Consider the following 18233-nt stretch of genomic DNA (forward strand, 5'->3'; position numbering starts at 1 on the left):
GACCAACCCGCCCAAGAAGCACGACAATATCCCGCTTTGATCAAGGGTGGGACGCGAGATGCTCCCCCTCTGGGGGAGCTGTCGCGAAGCGACTGAGGGGGCCGCCGAAGGCGGTGCTGACCCCCTCCGGCCCTCCGGGCCACCTCCCCCAGAGGGGGAGGATCTGCGCCGCAACCCCTACAAATCGAACCTAACCCCCTGCGCCAAAGGCAGGGCGCCGGAATAGTTCACCGTCGCGGTCTGGCGGCGCATGTACTGTTTCCAGCTGTCCGACCCGCTCTCGCGGCCGCCGCCGGTTTCCTTCTCGCCGCCGAACGCCCCGCCGATCTCGGCGCCCGAGGGGCCGATATTGACGTTGGCGATGCCGCAGTCGCTGCCCCAGGGGCTCAGGAAGCTCTCGGCCTCGCGCACGTCATTGGTCATCACGCAGGACGACAGGCCCTGGGGCACGTCGTTCTGGATCGCCACCGCCTCGTCGAAGTCCGAATAGGGCACGACGTAGAGGATCGGCGCGAAGGTCTCGCGGGCCATGCCGGCGGTGGGGCCGGGCAGGCGGGCCAGGGCGGGGCGGACGTAGAAGGCGTCGGGCGCCTCGGCCTCGCGCAGCCGCTCGCCGCCGCTGACCTGCGCGCCATCGGCGCGGGCCTGGTCGAGGGCGTGGACGAAGGCTTCGTACGACCCCTTGTCGATCAACGGACCCAGCAGCACCCCGTCCTGGCGCGGATCGCCGGCCGGCAGGCGATCGAAGGCGGCGGCGACCGCGTCGCTGACCTTGTCGATCAGGCTCTCGTGCACGATCAGCCGGCGCAAGGACGTGCAGCGTTGGCCGGCCGTGCCGGCGGCCGAAAAGACGATGGCGCGCAGGGCCAGCGACAGGTCAGCGCTTTCGGTGACGATCATCGCGTTGTTGCCGCCCAGCTCCAGGATCGAGCACCCGAAACGCTCGGCCACCAGCGGCGCGACGGCCTTGCCCATCCGGGTCGAGCCGGTGGCGCTGACCAGCGGGATGCGCGGATCGCGGGCCAGCCGCTCGCCGGCGTCGCGGCCGCCCAGCACCACCGAAGACAGCCCGGCCGGCGCGTCCTCGCCGAAGCGGGCGAGGGCGCGCTCCAGCAGGGCTTGCGTGGCGAGCGCCGTCAGCGGCGTCTTTTCCGACGGCTTCCAGATCACCGAATCGCCGCAGACCAAGGCCAGGCAGGCGTTCCAGGCCCAGACCGCGACCGGGAAGTTGAAGGCGCTGATCACCGCCGCCGGCCCCAGCGGATGCCAGGTCTCGCGCATGGCGTGGCCGGGGCGCTCCGAGGCGATCGTCAGGCCGTGCAGCTGGCGCGACAGGCCGACGGCGAAGTCGCAGATGTCGATCATCTCCTGCACCTCGCCGGCGCCTTCCGAGGCGATCTTGCCGGCCTCCAGCGTCACCAGGGCGGCCAGATCGGCCTTCGCCGCCCGCAGCTCTTCGCCCAGCAGCCGGACCAGCTCGCCCCGGCGCGGGGCCGGAACGCAGCGCCAGCTCCGGAAGGCCCGCGCCGCGCCGGCCACCTTGGCCTCGATGGCCTTGGCGTCGTCGAAGGCGACATGGGCCAGGACCGAGCCGTCGATCGGCGTGCGCACGGCCTGACCGCCGTCGGCCGATAGGTCGGCGACGCCCAGGCGGGCCAGGATCTCGCGGGCGTGGGCGGCGGGGGAGGGAAGCGGTGTCGACATGCCCCATGGACGCGCCGCTCGGCCGTCGGGTCAAGACCCGCCAGGGTAGGACCGCTTGGGTTGACGCAACGGCGGGGCGCCTTCAAATGACTCCGCCCGCGACGGGGTGGGAGGCGCGACTCGCGAGATGGACGACCAGGTCGCCTTGCAACAGGGACTGCTGCCCCGGGTCGAGACCCTGCGGGCGCGCGTCGACCGTCGCCTGGCCGAGCTGGCCCCGGCGCCGGGCACGGCCCCCGACCGCCTCGTCGAGGCCGTCCGCTATTCGCTGCTGGCCCCGGGCAAGCGCTTCCGTCCGATGCTGGTGCTGCTGGCCGCCGAGGCCTTCGGCGCGTCCGAAGGGGCGGCGCTGGACGCGGCCTGCGCCTTCGAGATGATCCACGCCGCCTCGCTGGTGCTCGACGACCTGCCGGCCATGGACGATGCGGGCCTGCGCCGCGGCCTGCCGACCATCCACCGCGCCTTCGACGAGGCCACGGCGATCCTGGCGGGGGTGGGTTTGTTGAACCAGGCCTATGCCGTCATCGCTGGCGACAAGGCGCTGTCCGGCGACCTGCGCGCCGAGATCACCGGCCGCGCCGCCGAGGCCGTGGGCTTCATGGGCCTGGTCGCCGGCCAGGCCCGCGACCTGCTCGACCGCGACCAGCTGCGCGACATGGCCGCCATTGATCGCCTGAACCACGAGAAGACCGGCGTGCTGATCATCGCCGCCGCCCAGGTCGGGGCCCTGATCGGCGGCGCCGACGACGCGGCCGTCGAACAGGTGGGCGAATTCGCCCGCCGGGTGGGCCTGGCCTTCCAGATCCGCGACGACATCATCGACGCCGAGGGCTCGGTCGAGGCGGCCGGCAAGGACGTCGGCCAGGACGCGTCGATGAGCACGGCCGTTTCGCGCCTGGGCCTGGCCGGCGCCCGCGCGGCCATGGAAGAGCACCTGTCCGCGGCCGAAGCCGCCCTAGCCACCGCCGGCGGCGGCGGCCTGCTGGGTCCCTACGCCGGCCGGCTGTTCGCCGCGCGCAAGGCGGCGGCGTGAATCCAGGCCCTATTCTGGTTGCTACAGGAGTCGTGCGTTCCTACGGCGACCGTCAGGTCCTCAAGGGCGTCGACCTGACCCTGAATCCGGGCGAGATCTACGCCCTGCTGGGCCACAACGGCGCCGGCAAGACCACCCTGGTGCGCGCCATCTGCGGCCGACTGCGGCCCGACGCCGGGACCGTCCGCCTGAACGGCGCCGACCCCGCCCGCGTCCCCGCCGCCCGCGCGGGACTGGGCCTCGTGCCGCAGGAGATCGCCCTCTACGCCAACCTGTCGGTGCGCGAAAACATCGAGACCTTCGCCGCCCTGGCCGGCGTGCCGCGCGCCAAGGTCCCGGCCGCCGTGCGCCGGGCGATGGAGCTGACCCGCACGCTGGAGCGCGCCGACGCCCCGGTCCGCACCCTGTCGGGCGGCTTCCAGCGCCGCGCCAACATCGCCGCCGCCATCGTCCACGAACCGACCCTGCTGATCCTCGACGAGCCGACCGTCGGGGTCGACATCGACGCCCGCGAGGCCGTCGACGCGGTGATCCGCGACCTGCGCGACCTGGGTGTGGCGGTGCTGATCGTCACCCACGACCTCGACCAGGCCGGAGCCCTGGCCGACCGCGTCGGCTTCCTGCGGGCCGGGGCCATGGTGCTGGAGGGCGAGCCTCGGGCCCTGGTCGCCGAGGCCTATGGCGACCAGATGGAGATCCTGGTCCACCTGTCCGAAGGCCTCGACACCGCCGGCGAGATCCGCCTGGCCGCCGAGGGCCTGGAGCCGACCCGCCGCCCGGGCGTCTGGACCCGCCTCGACGCCGGCGGCTATGCGGCGGCGGGCCGGCTGGACGCCAGGCTGCGCAAGCTGGGCCTCGCCCCCCGCGAGATCCGGGTGCGCGAGCCGTCCTTGGCCAATCTCTTTACCCTCGTGGCCGAGCGGAAGGCCGCATGAGGACGCGGGCGGTGATGGCGCTGGCCATGATGCGCGTCATGGCGCTCGAGCTGTGGCGCGACCGCGCTGCCCTGGTCATGACCTTTCTGCTGCCGCCGCTGGTGTTCCTGATCTTCTCGTCGGTGTTCGCCGGGACCTCGGGCGACAACCTGCAGCCCAAGCTGGCGCTGACCGACCTCGCCCAGACCGACGCCTCGCGCCGGGTCGCCGCGGCCCTGCTGAAGAGCGCCGACGTCCGGGCCGAGACCGCGCCCGACGCGGCCGCTGTGCGGGCCAGGGTCAAGTCCGGCCAGGCCGACGCCGGCCTCGTCATCCGCGCCGATCCCGCCGCGCCGGGCAAGCCGTTCCTGATCGTCGCCGATCCTTCCCGAGCCGTGGCGGCTCCTCTGACCCAGGCCCGCACCCAGCAGGCCCTGGCCGCCGCCGCCCCCGACGCGGCGCTGCGCCGTTCGATCGACTCGGTGAAGCCGGCCCTGGGCGACCTGACGCCGGAGCAGTCGGTCCGCGTCGAGGCCGCCACCGAGCAGTTGCGGGCCGAGCCCCATGCCGTGAAGGACGATCTTTTCGACCGCGAGGACATCGCCGGCGCCCGCAAGGGCGGGGCGGTGATCGCCTATTACGCCGGGGCGGTGATGATCCTCTTCGCCCTGTTCTCGGCCATGCAGGGGGCGCTGTCGCTGATGGAGGAGCGCCGGGCCGGCGTCGCCGACCGCCTGCTGGCGGGCGTGGCCGGCATGGGGCCGGTGGTCACCGGCAAGTTCTTGTTCCTGACCGCCCAGGCCATCGTCCAGGCGGTGATGATCTTCGTTGTCGCCCAGTGCGTCTACGGGGTCGAGGCCGCCCAGCACTTCCTGCTCTGGCTGCCCACCACCCTGGCGGCCGGGACCTGCTCGGCAGGCCTGGCCCTGGGCCTCGTCTCGCTGTGCCGCACGCGCGACCAGGCCCAGATGCTGTCGACCTTCGTGATCCTGGTGCTGGCGGCGATCGGCGGCAGCATGGCCCCGCGCTTTCTCATGCCGGCCTGGCTGCAGAGCCTGGGCTGGCTGACCCCCCACGCCTGGGTCATCGACGCCTACCAGGCCGTGCTCTGGCGCGACGGCGGGATCGGCTCGGTGTATAAGGCCTGGATCGTACTGGCCGCCGTCGGCGCGACAGGTCTGGGCGTCGCCCAGGCCCTGTCGCGCGATCCGTAGCGCTAGCGCCGGGATATTTGAGCCAGGACAAGGACGAGCGCTCGCGCCTGATGCAGTCAGGACGGCCGCTCCAGAGTAGGAAAGTGATGGTCACCTTCGGACTTCAGGTCGCCCTGTTCCTGGCCGCCTTCGCCTTCATGGAAGGCTTCGCCTGGTTCACCCACAAGTACGTCATGCACGGCTTCCTGTGGGTCTGGCACCGCTCGCACCACGAGCCCCGCCACGGCGCCTTCGAGCTCAACGATCTGTTCGCGGTGGTCTTCGCCGCGCCCGCCATCGTCGCCATCTGGTTCGGAACCAACGGCGGCGTGCCGTGGCTGCTGCCCGTCGGCCTGGGCGTCACTGCCTATGGCGCGGTCTATTTCGTCTTCCACGACGGCATGGTGCACCGGCGCTTCAAGGTGCCGCTCGGCAAGTCGGCCTATTGGAAGCGCCTGATCCAGGCCCACCGCATCCACCACGCGGTGCACACCAAGCAAGGCGCGGTGTCGTTCGGCTTCCTGCTGGCGAGGCCGATCCGCGAGCTGAAGGCCAAGCTGCGCGGCCAGGGCGTGCAGGCCTAGACTTTCAAGCCACCAAACTTACGTCATCCCGGAAAGCCCGAAGGGCTTATCCGGGACCCAGGAGGACTGGGCGCCGCGCCTGGGTTCACCGCCCCGGCGTTGGCGAGCGCGGTGCGTCGGCCCCTGGGTCCCGGCTCTACGCTGCGCTTTTGCCGAGATGACGAGCTTTTGGGATAGCGGGAGCGGCGAGGCCGCTCCCGTCCGGCTAGGATTACTCAGCCCCGCCCGGCTTGCGGTAGTCTAGCGGCGGCTTGCGGTCGCCGACCATGGCCTTGTACTGGAAGCCGTCGCCGCGGCGGGTGTTCAGCTCGGCCTTGGCGTCGGCGATCAGCTTGGGGTTCGTCAGCAGCTCCGCGCCGGTGATCGACAGGGTCTTGGCCGCCACGGCCGCGCCCTTGAGGCCGATCGACGAGCCCGCCGCCGCCACGTTCTGCCAGCTGTGACCGGCCGAGCCCGGCACGAAGGTCGCCGTCGACAGGCCCACGGTCGGGGTCACCCACGAGATGTCCGACACGTCGGTCGAGCCGCCGACGCCGCCGGTCATGTCGGCCGGGGCGTAGGACTCGATCTTGCCGACCGAGGCCAGGTCGCCGCCGCCGTTGTTGAGGCTCTTGGCCAGGGTCTTGGCGAACTCGGTCTCTTCGGCGGTCCAGGTGACGCCGCCGACGCTGACCAGGCTGTCGTTCATCACCTTGCCCAGCACGTCGTTGGGCAGCAGGTTGTAGACGCCGCCGGTCTGCTCGAACTCGACGCTGGTCTCGGTGGCCATGGCCGCGCCTTCGGCCGCCTTCTTGACCCGGTCCATGACGCTGACCACGACCTTCGGGTCGCTGTTGCGGACGTAGTAATAGACCTCGGCGAAGTCGGGCACGACGTTGGGGGCCTTGCCGCCGTTGGTGATCACGTAGTGGATCCGCGTGCCGTCGGGGATGTGCTCGCGCATGAAGTTGGCGGCGGTGTCCAGCACCTCGACGCCGTCCAGAGCCGAACGGCCGGCCCAGGGCGCGCCCGAAGCGTGGGCCGACTTGCCGCGGAAGCGGAACTTGCCGCTGATATTGGCCATCGAGGTGCCCTGGCGGGCCGAGTTCTCGTTGCCCGGGTGCCAGTGCAGGGTCACGTCGACGTCGTCGAACAGGCCTTCGCGCACCATGTAGACCTTGCCCGAACCGCCTTCCTCGGCCGGCGTGCCGTAGACGCGGATCTCGCCCTGCACCTTGTTCTGGATCATCCACGACTTGAGGGCGACCGCGCCGGCCACCGAGGCCGCGCCGAACAGGTTGTGGCCGCAGCCGTGGCCGTTGTCGGTCTCGGGACGCGGGGTCTTGGTCGGCACGGCGGCCTGCGACAGGCCCGGCAGGGCGTCGAACTCGGCCAGCACGGCGATCACCGGGCCCTTGCCCTGCTTGAAGCTGGCGACGAAGGCGGTTGGCTCGTCGGCGACCCCGGCCTTCACCGTGAAGCCCGCGGCCGTCAGCTGCTCCTGCAGCACGTTGGAGCTCTTGGTCTCGAGGTAGCCGAGCTCGGCGAAGCCCCAGATCTTCAGGGCCGCCTCGTTCATCTGCGGGGTGTAGGCATCGACGTTGGCCTTCAGCTGAGTCTTCTGCGCGGCGTTCAGCGGCGCGGCCAGGGCGCTCGACGCCATCAGCGCGCAAACCATGCCCGCGGCGGCGGTCTTGAGGATCGAAGTCACGAATAGCCTCCCTGATGCGACGCGAACGGCGCCGCTGTCCCTAGTCATGACGCAGGGAGGATGGGTTTCCGCAACCGGGGAGGGGAGAAAGTGGGCGAAGGTTCGTCCGATCTCCGGTCATTGCCGCCCTGGAGCCAGAGGCCCCCATCCCGTCGTGTCGCTTGCCGCAAGGTCATGCGGACACCAAGGTGGGTGCTATTTTGTCAGAGTATAGCTTGATGCCGTCCGGGCTTGCCGGGTTGACGCTCTGCGGCGAGTTTCAAAACGAACGTCGATCCAAGTGTTTGGAAATTCGTTCCCACGCATGGGAATGCCGGCGGTGACGGCGCCGAACGGGATTTCGAAATCTGTTGAAATGTGAAATCCTGATTTCAATTTTTGCATTGATCGTATCAATGGGATTGACCAAAAATGATCCCTCTGCACATTTAGTCTGACAAATGAAGCGACGGGGAAAATACCTCGCGCTCGACCTGGGAGGGATTGATGAAACGTATGGCGTTCATGCTGTCGGTTGCCCCGATGGCGCTTTTGGCCATGCCCGTGGCCGCGCAGACGACGGCCGCGACGGCAGCCTCTACCGCGGCCGCGGATACAGCCGGCGCCACGACGGAAACCTCGGCCGTGACCGAGGTCGTCGTGACCGGCCTTCGCCAGAGCATGCGCTCGGCGCAGACCATCAAGCGCAACTCGGACGCGATCCTCGACGCGGTCGTCGCCGAAGACATCGGCAAGCTTCCCGACAACACGGCCGCCGAGACCCTGGCGCGCATCTCCGGCGTGCAGGTCGAACGTTTCAGCGACGAGGCCAATCGCGTCCTGATCCGAGGCCTGCCCGACGTCGCCACCACCTATAACGGCCGCGAGATCTTCACCGCCGAACTGCGTCGCGTGCAGTTGCAGGACTTCCCGGCCCAGGCCCTGGCGGGGATCGAGATCTACAAGTCCGGCACCGCCGACATCGTCGAGCCGGGCCTGGCCGGCCTGATCAACGTCCGCACGCGTCGCCCGCTTGATTTCAAGGGGCGGTTCATCGGCGGCGGCGTGCGCCTCACCTACAACGACCAGACCGAGAAGCGCGACCCGAACGGCAACATCCTGCTCTCGGATCGCTGGGACACGTCGATCGGCGAGATCGGCGTCCTGGCCAACGCCACCTACGCCCAGTCGCAGTACCGCAACGGCGTGCGGTACAACAACCAATGGATCCGTCAGGTCAGTCCCGCCTCCAGCGTCTCGCCGGCCAGCGCCGGCAACAGCTTCTACTACCCCCACTCGGTGGGTCTCTATAACGACGGCGGCAAGCGCTACCGGCCTTCGGGCAACGTCGCCGTCCAGTGGAAGCCGAACGACAAGCTCGAGATCTATTTCGACGGGATCTACCAGGGCTATCGCGGCCGGCAGGCGACCGACAACCTGGACGTCAATCTTCGCGACTGGGACTCCACCGTCCTGCAGGACCCCACCCTGACGAACGTCACGCTGGTTCCCGGGACCACCGACCAGGCCGCCGGCTTCACCAAGACCGGTGGCGTCGCGCCCCAGGCCTATCGCTCGACCGGCGCCGATCACACCAACACCTATCAGGGCGCGGTCGGCGCCGTCTGGCGCGGTGATCGCCTGACCCTGTCGACCGACCTCGCCTACGAGGACAGCGAGTACGAGGCCCGTAACTGGAGCCTGGACAGCGCCTTCACCACCGCGCCGACCGTGGTCGTCAAGTTCAACGAGAAGGATGGCGCGGCGTTCGACCTCACCGGCTTCGACGCCGCCAACCCGGCCAACTACTACTGGCGCGGCTATTACGAGCGGCACTACATCGCCAAGGGCAGCGGGGTCCAATGGCGCGGCGATGCAGTGTTCGACACACGCCTGTCGTTCCTGCCCGAGATCAAGTTCGGACTGCGCTACACCGACCGCGACGCCTCGCTGATCCAGGGCTCGCGCTACGCCTGGGTGCTGCCGCTGAAGATCGCGCTGTCCAGTCTGCCCGTGGGGCAGCTCGAGATGATCGAGGATCCGTTCCGCGGCGATTCACAGGGCTTCACCCAGTATCTGATGCCGACCCGCGAGGGGATCGCGGCGAACGCCGCCGCCCTGCGGCAACGCTCGATCGACGCCCTGCAGCAACTGATCGCGCTCTACCCCAACGACCAGGGCTACAAGGACACCCTGACGGCCTTCAGCAGCCCGGACGTGCCCCTCGACCAGGGCGGCGCCTTCAGCGCCACCGAACAGAGCTACGCCGGCTACGTCCAGGCCAAGTACGACTTCGAGCTGGGTTCGATGGCGTTTGATGGCGTGGTCGGCGTCCGGGTGGTCCAGACCGTCGGCGAATACTCCGGCACCTCGCGCGTCGCGGCAAATGGCGTCACGACCCTGATCCCGAGGACGATCGAGCAGAACTACACGGACGTGTTGCCCAATATCAGCCTGCGGATCCGGCCGCTGGACAAGGTGCAATTGCGCCTGGGCTATACCGAGACCCGCACCCGCGTCGACTTCGGCGCGCTCAACCCGGCCCTGAACGTCACCCAGGTCGTTCGCGACCCCAACGAGCCCGTCGATCCCAACGCGCCGGTGCAACCCAACGCCTACGGCTCGGGCGGAAACCCCGACCTCGTGCCGCTCACGTCCAAGAACTACGACATCAGCGCCGAGTACTATTTCTCCAGCACGGGCAGCATCACCGTCGCCGGCTTCTATCGCGACCTCTTCGGGTTCACGAGCAACTACACCAGCCGGGTCCAGGATCCTGTCTATGGCCTGATCGAAATCAGCCGTCCGGAAAACTCCGGGGCGGGCAAGATCAAGGGTTTCGAGGTCAACGCCCAGACCTTCCTCGACTTCCTGCCCGAAGCCTTCAAGGGCTTCGGCGTCCAGGGCAACGTCACCTACATCGACGGCAAGAACCAGTTCCCCCAGACGCTCGGCGCCGATGCGTCCTACGTCAAGATCACCGGCCTTTCCAAATGGACCTACAACGCCGCTCTGTTCTACGAGCGCAACGGCGTGACGGGACGGATCTCCTACAATCGACGCTCGCCCTGGGTCAGCTACTACCGTCAGGCGACCGACGGTTCGCAATATACCGGCGTAGGGGTGCGGGCGACGTCCCGTCTGGACGCCTCGCTGAGCTACGACCTTTCCAAGCAACTGACCGTCAGCCTCGACGTCAGCAACCTGCTGGCCAAGCCGTTCGAGAACTACAACAACTATTCGCCCGACCGGACCTATCCGGTCGATGTCCGCTACGAGGGTCGCTACTACGGGGTGGGCCTGCGCTTCCGCTTCGGCGAGTGACAACGGCGCGGGCCGGCAGCCGAGAAGCTGCTGGCCCGTCTCGCCCTCGTCGGGTTGAGCCGCGGCTGAAGACCTCGATCTTGAGGGACGTTGATCGCCGCTACGGCGCGACCAGGACGATCTCGCCGCCCTCGCCGGTGCGCACCTTGGCTGCGCCATAGGCCGACAGGGCGTCGACGAAACCGCCGACGTCGCCGGTCTTGAACCGGCCGCTCATCGGGGTGGCGGCCACGCGGGGCGAGGCGATGCGGATCTTGCGGTCCGAATAGCGGTTCAGCTCGCCGACGATCTGCGACAGCGGCTGGTTGTCGAACACCAGGCTGCCTTCGCGCCAGCTGGTCAGGGCGGCGACATCAGCGGCGGCCACGGCCCACGTCGCGCCGGCGTGCTGTTCCAGGCGCGAGCCCGGCAGCAGGTCGACGCTGTTGTGGGCGGCCGGATCGGCGACGCGGATCTTGCCTTCCAGCAGGCTGACCGACCAGGCGCCCGGATCGATGCGCACGTTGAATGCGGTGCCCAGGGCGGTGACCGTGCGGCCCTGCGCGGTGACCACGAACGGCCGCTGCGGGTTCTTGGCCACCTGGAAGAAGGCCTCGCCGCGATCCAGGGTCAGGCCCCGGCGCGCGCCCCATTCGGTGACGCGCAGCACGGTGTCGGTCGACAGGGTGGCGACCGAGCCATCGGCCAGGGTGATGCTCTTCCGTTCGCCGACGCCGGTCTGGTAGACGGCCTCGGCCATCTGGGCGGGCGCGACGGCCGGCGCGGAATGGTCGGCCGAGGTGGCGGCCAGCCACAGGGCCGTGCCGAAGCCGCCGGCCATCACCATGGCGGCGATGCCCGCGGCCCAGCGCATCTGCGGCCGGGCGTGGCGACGACGGGCGTCGGCGGCCAGGTCTGCCTTCAGCGCGGCGCGCGCCGACCGGATCTCGGGTTCATCCGACAGCGCGCCGATGCGCGACCAGGCGTCGGCGGCGGAGTCGAAGGCGGGCTTATTGGCGGGATCGGACTTCAGCCAGGAATCGAAGTCACGCCGCAGGCTGAGGTCGTTCGGCCGATTGTGCAGGCGCGCGACCCATTCCGCGGCGTCCGGTTCACCGGAAGAAGCCAGGTTTGGGGCGAGGTGGCGCATCGTGTTCCTGCAGGCGGCTCGTCAGGTGTTTCAGAGCCTTGGCGACGTGTTTTTCGACCGCGCTGACGGAGAGTCCCAGTTGAGCGGCCGCCGCCTTGTAACTCATGCCTTCAAATCGGACGAGCATGAAAGCGGCGCGCGTCCTTAACGGCAGATCGGCCAGGGCCGCCGCGGCGACGGCGGCCTGCTGCTTGGCTTGCAGAATCCGGTCGGGTGACAGTTCGTCGAGCGGGTGGTGGATCTCCTCCAGCTCGCAGTGGGCCTGGCGCTTGCGCACGGTGTCGCGGCGACGGCGGTCCAGCAGGACGTTGGTGGCGGTCTGGAAAATGAAGCTGCCGAGGTTCGACACCTCGCCGCCGTCACGGCGGTTGTGCAGTCGGAGCAGAACTTCCTGTACGAGGTCGTCGACCTCGCCCCCGTCCACCCTTCGGCGGAAGAAGGCTCTTAGGGCCTGCTGGTAGGGCAGGGAGGCCTGGGCCAAGCCCTCGCCTCCACGCGCTCCAGCGGCCAGATTCGCCAGCGCCATTTCGTCGTCCCCGACACAACGAGTCTTTTTTGTTGCGATCATTCGTCAGCAGCGTGACGACCGGGTCAACCCACACTCTCGGTCTTGCCGTGAGGGCGCCCCGCCTGCCAGATTAACAGGCAGAGTCTCCGGATTGTCCGCCAGGCGGGCGCGCGGCGACGGGATCGCCGGCCAACGGCGACGAGGGGACTGGCCTTGGGGAACGCAGCGGTGAAGGAAGGGTCGCTGCCGCGTACTGGAGCCCCGGGGGTCTTGCTCATCCGCCATCGACGATCCGCCCTCGCGGGATGGCTCGCGCTCGCCGCCATGGCCGGGCCCGTGACCGTTCCCGTGGTCGCCGTCGCGGCCGCGCCGCGTCGGGTCGAGATCGAGGGCGGCGCGCCGATGGCCCGGGCCCTGACGGCCTTCTCCGCCCAGACCGACACCGAGATCCTGTTCAACCCCGCCCTGGTCACCGGCCTGACCGCGCCCCGCGTCAGCGGCCGCCTGGAGCCGGACGAGGCCCTGCGGCGGCTTCTGGCCGGCTCGGGCCTGGTCGCCCGGCGGCACGGCGGTCGGCTGCTGATCGAGCGCGCCCCGATGGCCCGCCCGTCCCTGGCCGTCGCCCCGCCGGCCGCGCCGGTCGTCTCGGCCGAGGTCGACGCGGTGATGGTCACCGCCCTGCGCCGCAGCACCGCCGAGCAGGACACGCCGTTGTCGATGCGCATCGTCGACGGCGAGGCCCTGGCCGCCACCGGCGCGGTCACCTTCGAGCGCGTCGCCCAGCGCCTGCCGGGCCTGACCCTGACCAGCACGGGCGTCGGCCGCATGCGCATGACCCTGCGCGGCGTCTACGGTTCGGGCGAGGCGACCACGGCCCTCTATTACAACGACGTGCCGGTCTCGGGCCCCAGTGGCACCACGGCCGATCCCGGCGGATCGTTCCCCGACCTGCTGCTGGTCGATGTCGATCGGATCGAGGTGCTGCGCGGACCGCAGGGCACGCTGTATGGCTCCAGCGCCATGGGCGGGGCGGTGAAGGTCGGCTTCAACCGCGCCGATCTGTCTCGCGACCTGACGGGACTGGAACTGGAAAGCGGCGTCGTCGGCGGGCGGATCGGCGGGGCGGTCACCGCCGTGGCCAACAAGGCCTTCGCCGACGACCGCGCGGCCGTGCGCCTGACCGCCTATCGCCGCGACGAGGCCGCCTTCGCCGACAACGCCCGCCTGGGCCTGACCGGCGTCAACGCCGGCCGAACGGTGGGCGGGCGCCTGGCCGCCGCCTGGCGGCCGCGCGAGGACATCCGCGTCGACCTGCTGCTGGCCGCCCAGGATTCCAAGCTGAACGACACCGGGGCCGGCGCGCCGGGCGAGCCCTCGCACGTGTCGCGCAACTTCGTGCGCACGCCCTTCGACAGCCATGTGTGGTTCGCGGCCCTGTCGATGGAGAGCCGCCTGCCGGGCGCCCGGTTCTCGGCCTCGCTGGCCCGCTACGAGTGGAACAACACCCGGCAGATCGACTACACCGGCACCCTGCAGTCCGAGCGCGGCAGCGCCGCCGCCTGCGCCCGCTGGCTGGTCCTGGGCTCCGACGTCGCCTGCGACGCGGGCCAGATGGGCGCCTACGCGTCCTATGTGGACAGCCGCACGCCCGGCCTGCTGTACCAGCCCATCGACCTCGTCGCCGACGTCCGCGAAGCGCGCCTGACCTCCGACCACGAGGGCGCGCTGCAATGGACGGTGGGGGTGTTCTCCGAGACCCGCCGCGACAGCATCGACAGCCAGGTGCGCGTCGCCGATCCGGCCACCGGCCTGCCCGTGGAGGCCGCCGGCTACACCGGCCGCCGCATCGTCGACACCCGCCTCGACCAGGCCGCCGCCTATGGCGAGGCGACCCTGTCCGTCGACGACCGGACCGACGTCACCGTCGGCGCCCGCCGCTTCGCCTACGACAAGAAGACCGTCGGCCACGTGCTGGTGGTCAACGTCATCTCCGACACCTCGGGCGGCAATTTCCGCAACCGGGTCGAAGAGGACGGCTGGAGCATGAAGGCCCTGGCCTCGCGCCGCTTCACCCCGCGGCTGATGGGTTACGCCCAGATCTCGCAGGGCTTCCGGCCCGGCGGGGTCAACACCGCCCCGGGCCTCGCCGCCGAGCTCCAGGCCTACGGCGCCGACACCCTGTGGAACCGCGAGCTGGGCCTGAAGTCTCGCTGGGGGCGGCTGTCGGCCAACCTGACGCTCTACAGCATCGACTGGCGCGACATGCAGTATTCGGCGACCAGCGCCAACGGGGCCTTCGCCTTCGTGACAAACCTGGGCCGGGCCCGCATCGACGGAGCCGAGTTCGACGCCACCTGGAGCCGCCGCGGCGCCAAGCTGGGCTTCAACCTGGCCGCCACCGAGGCCGTGCTGACCCAGGACCAGACCACAGGCGCCATGGCCGGCCTGGGCCGCGAGGGCGACCACCTGCCGGCCGTGCCGCGCCTGGCCTTCACCGTCTGGGGCGAGACCCGCCGCGAGCTGCCCGGCGGCGCGGCCCTGATCGTCAACGGCTCGGCCGCCTATGTCGGGGAGTCGCGCTCGACCTTCGAGTCCGTCAGCCCCGCCGCCGGCCGCGACCTGGGCGGCGTCACCCTGCTGGACGGCCGCATCGCCATCGAACAGGGCCGCCGCTCGGCCGGCCTGTTCGTCGAAAATCTGCTCGACGCCGACGCGCCTCTGTTCATCACCGCCGGCCGCCTGCCGCAGTCGTTCTCGGCCCAGCCGCGCCGCGTCGGGCTGAGCCTGCGCTTCTCCTACTGAGCGAGATTTCGCCTGTCAGGCGAGTTCGTGGTAAACCTCCCGTACGCGCCCGTCAGAGGCGTCATTCGTTAGGGAGGTTCAACATGGCCCACGCCATGCGTGTTTCCGCGCGTCCCGTGTCCTTCAGGAAGTGCGACATCAACAAGCCCGAAGCCGCCGAGCTTCGCCACGCCGGCCCCTGTATCCAGTGGGACCGCGTCGGCCTTGTCGCCATGGTGCTGCTGTTCGGCGCAGGGTTAGCGACCTGGGCCTACGCGGCGTTCTAGAAACCGCTACAAACCCGCCAGCGCGCGGCGTTTCCCAGGTGACGGCCCGGGTCTCGCCGCGCATGCTCGCTCCCTTCGACGCAAGGCTTGGGGGAGCACGTGGCGGATACCGACGACAATCTCTGGAACGAAGACCTGGCCCCGACCACGGCGGCCCAGCGCACCTGGCGCGCGCGCCACTTCGCGGCCCTGTGGCTGGGCATGGTCATCGCCGTGCCCGCCTACATGCTGGCCGCCGGCCTGGTGGAGCAGGGGATGTCGGCGACCCAGGCCGTCTGGGCCGTGCTGCTGGGCAATGTGGTCGTGCTCGTCCCGATGCTGCTGATCGGCCACGCCGGCGCCAAGCACGGCGTGCCCTATGCGGTGCTGGCCCGCGCCGCGTTCGGCTGGCGGGGAGCGCGGCTGCCCGCGCTCGCCCGCGCCATCGTGGCCTGCGGCTGGTACGGCATCCAGACCTGGATCGGCGGTGGCGCGCTGCTGACCCTGCTCGGCGTCATGGTCGGCCACAGGCTCGACGGCGCGCCGATCCCGCTGCTGGGCATCGGGGTGGGCCAGCTGCTGGCCTTCCTGGCCTTCTGGCTGATCCAGCTGGCCTTTGTCACCAAGGGGCTGGAGACCGTCCGCAAGCTCGAGACCTGGACCGCGCCGATCAAGGTGGTTGTTTGCGCCGCCCTGGTCTGGTGGGCGTTGTCCAAGGCCGGAGGCCTCGGACCCATCCTGCATGAGCCCTCGGCCTACGACCCCGGCGGCGCCAAGGCCGGCCGGTTCTGGAGCGACTTCGGCCCCGCCGTCACCGCCATGACCGGCTATTGGGCCACGCTCGCCCTCAACATCCCCGACTTTACCCGCTTCGCCCGCACCCAGAAGGACCAGATCGTCGGCCAGGCCCTGGGCTTGCCCGGCCCGATGGCCCTGCTGGCGGCGATGAGCGTCGTCGTCACCTCGGCCACGGTGCTGATCTTCGGCAAGGCTGTCTGGGACCCGGTGGCCCTGTCGGGCGACATCGGCGGCATCGCCGTGCTGGTCGGACTGGTGATCATCAGCCTCGACACCGTCTCCTGCAACATCGCCGCCAACCTGGTTGGCCCGGCCTACGACTTCGCCGCCCTCTGGCCCAGGCGGATCACCTACCGCATCGGCGGCTGGATCACGGCCGGCCTCGGCGTGCTGATCATGCCCTGGAAGCTGCTGGAGAGCACCGCCGGATACATCTTCGTCTGGCTCACCGGCTACGGCGCGCTGCTGGGACCGATCGCCGGCATCCTGATCGTCGACTACTGGCTGCTGCGCCGCACAGTCCTCGACGTCCCGGCCCTCTATGACCGCACGGGGGCCTACACCTACCGGGCGGGCTGGAACCCGGCCGCCCTGGTCGCCTTCGCCGTCGGCGTTGCGCCCAACCTGCCGGGCTTCCTGCACGCGGCCGCCCCGCACGCCTTCGCCGGCGTCGGCGCGCCGTGGACGCTCATCTACCAATACGCCTGGTTCGTCGGGGCGGGCCTGGCCGGCGGGCTCTACGGGCTGCTGATGCGCATAAAAACACCCGGGTAATATTGACTCCATAATTCATCCGGGTAAAAAGCCGCTCACAGTCAGGGAGACGGCGATGAATTCGCGCAAGGCGCTGCTGCGCGCCTACAAGGAAGAAAAGCCCCAGCCCGGCGTCTACGCCGTGCGCTGTGGCCGCACCGGCCAGGCCTTCGTCGGCGGGACCGAGAACGTGGCGACCCGCCAAAGCGGCGTCTGGTTCAGCCTCAAGCTCGGCTCGCACCCCAACGCCCGCCTGCAAGGGGCCTGGAACGCCCATGGCGAAACGGCCTTCGCCTTCGAGGTTCTGGAGACGATCGACGCCGAGGGCTTGGAGCCCAAGGGCAGGGCGCTGCGCCTGGCCGATCGCCGCAAGCACTGGTGCGAAACCCTGAACGCGGTAGATCTCGTCCGATGACCTACGCCCTGTTCGAGACCGGCCGTCGCCTCGCGGCCGGCGACAAGCTCACCGTCGCCGAGGCCGCCCAGGCGGTGGTGCGCGAGCGTCCCGACGCCCCGCTGCTGATCTTCGATCCCGACGGCCGGCAGGTGGACTTCGACCTGCGCGGAACCCCCGAAGACCTCGCCGCCCGCCTGGCGCCGGTCGAGCCCGAGCCTGAAACCCCGCGCGGCCGTGGCCGACCCAAGCTGGGCGTCGTCGCCCGCGAAGTGACGCTGCTGCCCCGCCATTGGGACTGGCTTGCCGCCCAGCCCGGCGGCGCCTCCGTCGCCCTGCGCAAGCTGGTCGAAGCCGCGCGCCGCGAGGCCGAGGCCCCCGACCGCCTGCGCCGCGCCCGCGACGCGGCCTACCGCTTCGCCAGCGCCGCCGCCGGCGACGCCCCGGGTTTCGAGGGGGCCATGCGGGCGCTCTATGCGGGGGATCGGGCGGGATTCGAGGCGGGGCTGGCGCAATGGCCAGCCGATGTGGCCGAGCACGCAAGAGCGCTGGCCGACTTCTAAATCCTTCTCCCCCTGCGGGAGAAGGTGGCGGCCGAAGGCCGTCGGATGAGGGGTCTCTCAGACTGCGACGCTCCGCCCAGCCTATCCGCTCCACGCAGCTTGCCGGGCTATCGACCCCTCACCCGACCTCCCTTCGGGAGGCCACCCTCTCCCGCAAGGGGAGAGGGGCGTCATTTGCCGCGCGGCTGCAACAGATCCCACCGATTGCCGTACAGATCCTCGAACACCGCCACGCTGCCATAGGCCTCGTGCCGCGGCTCCTCCAGGAACCTGACCCCCGCCGCGCTCAGCCGCGCGTGGTCGCCGTCGAAGTCGTCGGTGTGCAGGAACAGCCAGACCCGGCCGCCGCCCTGGTCGCCGACCAGCGCCGCCTGCTTGTCGTCGGCCGCCTTGGCCAGCAGGAACCGCGAGCCGCCAGGACCGGGCGACACCACCACCCAGCGCTTGCCCGCGCCCAGTTCGCTGTCTTCGACCAGCTCGAAGCCCATCTTGCCGACATAGAAGGCCAGGGCCTCGTCATAGTCGCGCACGAGCAGGGACAGGAGGGCGAGATGCTGGGCCATGGCGACTCACGCGAGGGAAGGGGAGAGGAGAGCCGGACTTTGACGCCGATCCTCCAT

General features: G+C 70.1%; 15 protein-coding genes. 10 read left to right on the forward strand and 5 right to left on the reverse strand.

Annotated features, from left to right (window positions below):
- Positions 1–177: 177 nt before the first annotated feature.
- Positions 178–1704 carry an L-piperidine-6-carboxylate dehydrogenase gene (gene amaB, locus I4Q42_RS16405; protein WP_198577170.1) on the reverse strand — a complete coding sequence of 509 codons (1527 nt, stop codon included), beginning with the start codon at positions 1702–1704 and terminating at the stop codon, positions 178–180.
- A 127-nt stretch (positions 1705–1831) separates the two neighbouring features.
- On the opposite strand from amaB, the gene I4Q42_RS16410 reads away from it, so the two are divergent.
- Genes I4Q42_RS16410 through I4Q42_RS16425 form a run of 4 tightly spaced genes read left to right on the forward strand, consistent with a single transcriptional unit; the run spans position 1832 to position 5428 of the window.
- On the forward strand, positions 1832–2737 hold the full coding sequence (locus I4Q42_RS16410) for a polyprenyl synthetase family protein (RefSeq protein ID WP_198577171.1): 906 nt from the start codon (positions 1832–1834) through the stop codon (positions 2735–2737).
- A gap of 32 nt (positions 2738–2769) precedes the next feature.
- Positions 2770–3672, forward strand: a complete 903-nt coding sequence (locus I4Q42_RS16415; protein WP_332873097.1) for an ABC transporter ATP-binding protein — start codon at positions 2770–2772, stop codon at positions 3670–3672.
- Positions 3669–4865 carry an ABC transporter permease gene (locus I4Q42_RS16420; protein ID WP_198577173.1) on the forward strand — a complete coding sequence of 399 codons (1197 nt, stop codon included), beginning with the start codon at positions 3669–3671 and terminating at the stop codon, positions 4863–4865. The genes I4Q42_RS16415 and I4Q42_RS16420 overlap by 4 nt, the downstream gene beginning before the upstream one ends.
- Before the next feature lie 17 nt (positions 4866–4882).
- Entirely contained in the window at positions 4883–5428 is a 546-nt protein-coding gene (locus I4Q42_RS16425; protein ID WP_232793218.1) for a sterol desaturase family protein, read from the forward strand.
- Between the two features lie 211 nt (positions 5429–5639).
- Here the strand turns inward: I4Q42_RS16425 and I4Q42_RS16430 are convergent, their stop codons facing one another.
- Complete coding sequence (locus I4Q42_RS16430; RefSeq protein ID WP_408611092.1) at positions 5640–7070, reverse strand: amidohydrolase; 1431 nt, start codon at positions 7068–7070, stop codon at positions 5640–5642.
- A 534-nt stretch (positions 7071–7604) separates the two neighbouring features.
- Here I4Q42_RS16430 and I4Q42_RS16435 point away from each other — a divergent pair.
- Positions 7605–10421 (forward strand): TonB-dependent receptor, encoded by a 2817-nt coding sequence (locus I4Q42_RS16435; protein WP_232793219.1) that lies wholly within the window; start codon positions 7605–7607, stop codon positions 10419–10421.
- A 100-nt stretch (positions 10422–10521) separates the two neighbouring features.
- On the opposite strand, the gene I4Q42_RS16440 is transcribed toward I4Q42_RS16435, so the two are convergent.
- Both I4Q42_RS16440 and I4Q42_RS16445 read right to left on the reverse strand, forming a co-directional pair.
- Entirely contained in the window at positions 10522–11550 is a 1029-nt protein-coding gene (locus I4Q42_RS16440; RefSeq protein WP_198577174.1) for a FecR family protein, read from the reverse strand.
- Positions 11513–12031, reverse strand: a complete 519-nt coding sequence (locus I4Q42_RS16445; RefSeq protein ID WP_198577175.1) for an RNA polymerase sigma factor — start codon at positions 12029–12031, stop codon at positions 11513–11515. Before I4Q42_RS16445 ends, I4Q42_RS16440 begins: the two co-directional genes overlap by 38 nt.
- Before the next feature lie 363 nt (positions 12032–12394).
- Between I4Q42_RS16445 and I4Q42_RS16450 the strand changes: the two genes are divergently transcribed.
- The 5 genes from I4Q42_RS16450 to I4Q42_RS16470 all read left to right on the forward strand — a co-directional run bounded on the left by I4Q42_RS16450 (position 12395) and on the right by I4Q42_RS16470 (position 17613).
- The gene (locus I4Q42_RS16450; protein ID WP_198577176.1) at positions 12395–14860 is read left to right on the forward strand and encodes a TonB-dependent receptor domain-containing protein; all 2466 of its coding nucleotides are present in this window, start codon (positions 12395–12397) and stop codon (positions 14858–14860) included.
- Positions 14861–14943: 83 nt separating this feature from the next.
- The gene (locus I4Q42_RS16455; RefSeq protein WP_198577177.1) at positions 14944–15126 is read left to right on the forward strand and encodes a hypothetical protein; all 183 of its coding nucleotides are present in this window, start codon (positions 14944–14946) and stop codon (positions 15124–15126) included.
- A gap of 99 nt (positions 15127–15225) precedes the next feature.
- Positions 15226–16677, forward strand: coding sequence for an NCS1 family nucleobase:cation symporter-1 (locus I4Q42_RS16460; protein ID WP_198577178.1), 1452 nt, complete (start codon positions 15226–15228; stop codon positions 16675–16677).
- Positions 16678–16732: 55 nt separating this feature from the next.
- Positions 16733–17071, forward strand: a complete 339-nt coding sequence (locus I4Q42_RS16465) for a GIY-YIG nuclease family protein (protein WP_198577179.1) — start codon at positions 16733–16735, stop codon at positions 17069–17071.
- Entirely contained in the window at positions 17068–17613 is a 546-nt protein-coding gene (locus I4Q42_RS16470) for a DUF2239 family protein (RefSeq protein ID WP_198577180.1), read from the forward strand. Before I4Q42_RS16465 ends, I4Q42_RS16470 begins: the two co-directional genes overlap by 4 nt.
- A 170-nt stretch (positions 17614–17783) precedes the next feature.
- On the opposite strand, the gene I4Q42_RS16475 is transcribed toward I4Q42_RS16470, so the two are convergent.
- Positions 17784–18176 (reverse strand): VOC family protein, encoded by a 393-nt coding sequence (locus tag I4Q42_RS16475; RefSeq protein ID WP_198577181.1) that lies wholly within the window; start codon positions 18174–18176, stop codon positions 17784–17786.
- Between the last annotated feature and the right edge of the window lie 57 nt (positions 18177–18233).

The sequence above is a fragment of the Caulobacter hibisci genome, assembly GCF_016135805.1.
Lineage (GTDB): Bacteria > Pseudomonadota > Alphaproteobacteria > Caulobacterales > Caulobacteraceae > Caulobacter > Caulobacter hibisci.

Coding starts and splice junctions, on each gene's coding strand:
- I4Q42_RS16420 (WP_198577173.1), top strand. CDS start 3,669: ATGAGGACGCGGGCGGTGATGGCGCTGGCCATGATGCGCGTCATGGCG.
- I4Q42_RS16470 (WP_198577180.1), top strand. CDS start 17,068: ATGACCTACGCCCTGTTCGAGACCGGCCGTCGCCTCGCGGCCGGCGAC.
- I4Q42_RS16435 (WP_232793219.1), top strand. CDS start 7,605: ATGAAACGTATGGCGTTCATGCTGTCGGTTGCCCCGATGGCGCTTTTG.
- I4Q42_RS16455 (WP_198577177.1), top strand. CDS start 14,944: ATGGCCCACGCCATGCGTGTTTCCGCGCGTCCCGTGTCCTTCAGGAAG.
- I4Q42_RS16410 (WP_198577171.1), top strand. CDS start 1,832: ATGGACGACCAGGTCGCCTTGCAACAGGGACTGCTGCCCCGGGTCGAG.
- I4Q42_RS16475 (WP_198577181.1), bottom strand. CDS start 18,176: ATGGCCCAGCATCTCGCCCTCCTGTCCCTGCTCGTGCGCGACTATGAC.
- amaB (WP_198577170.1), bottom strand. CDS start 1,704: ATGTCGACACCGCTTCCCTCCCCCGCCGCCCACGCCCGCGAGATCCTG.
- I4Q42_RS16430 (WP_408611092.1), bottom strand. CDS start 7,070: ATGGCGTCGAGCGCCCTGGCCGCGCCGCTGAACGCCGCGCAGAAGACT.
- I4Q42_RS16465 (WP_198577179.1), top strand. CDS start 16,733: ATGAATTCGCGCAAGGCGCTGCTGCGCGCCTACAAGGAAGAAAAGCCC.
- I4Q42_RS16440 (WP_198577174.1), bottom strand. CDS start 11,550: ATGCGCCACCTCGCCCCAAACCTGGCTTCTTCCGGTGAACCGGACGCC.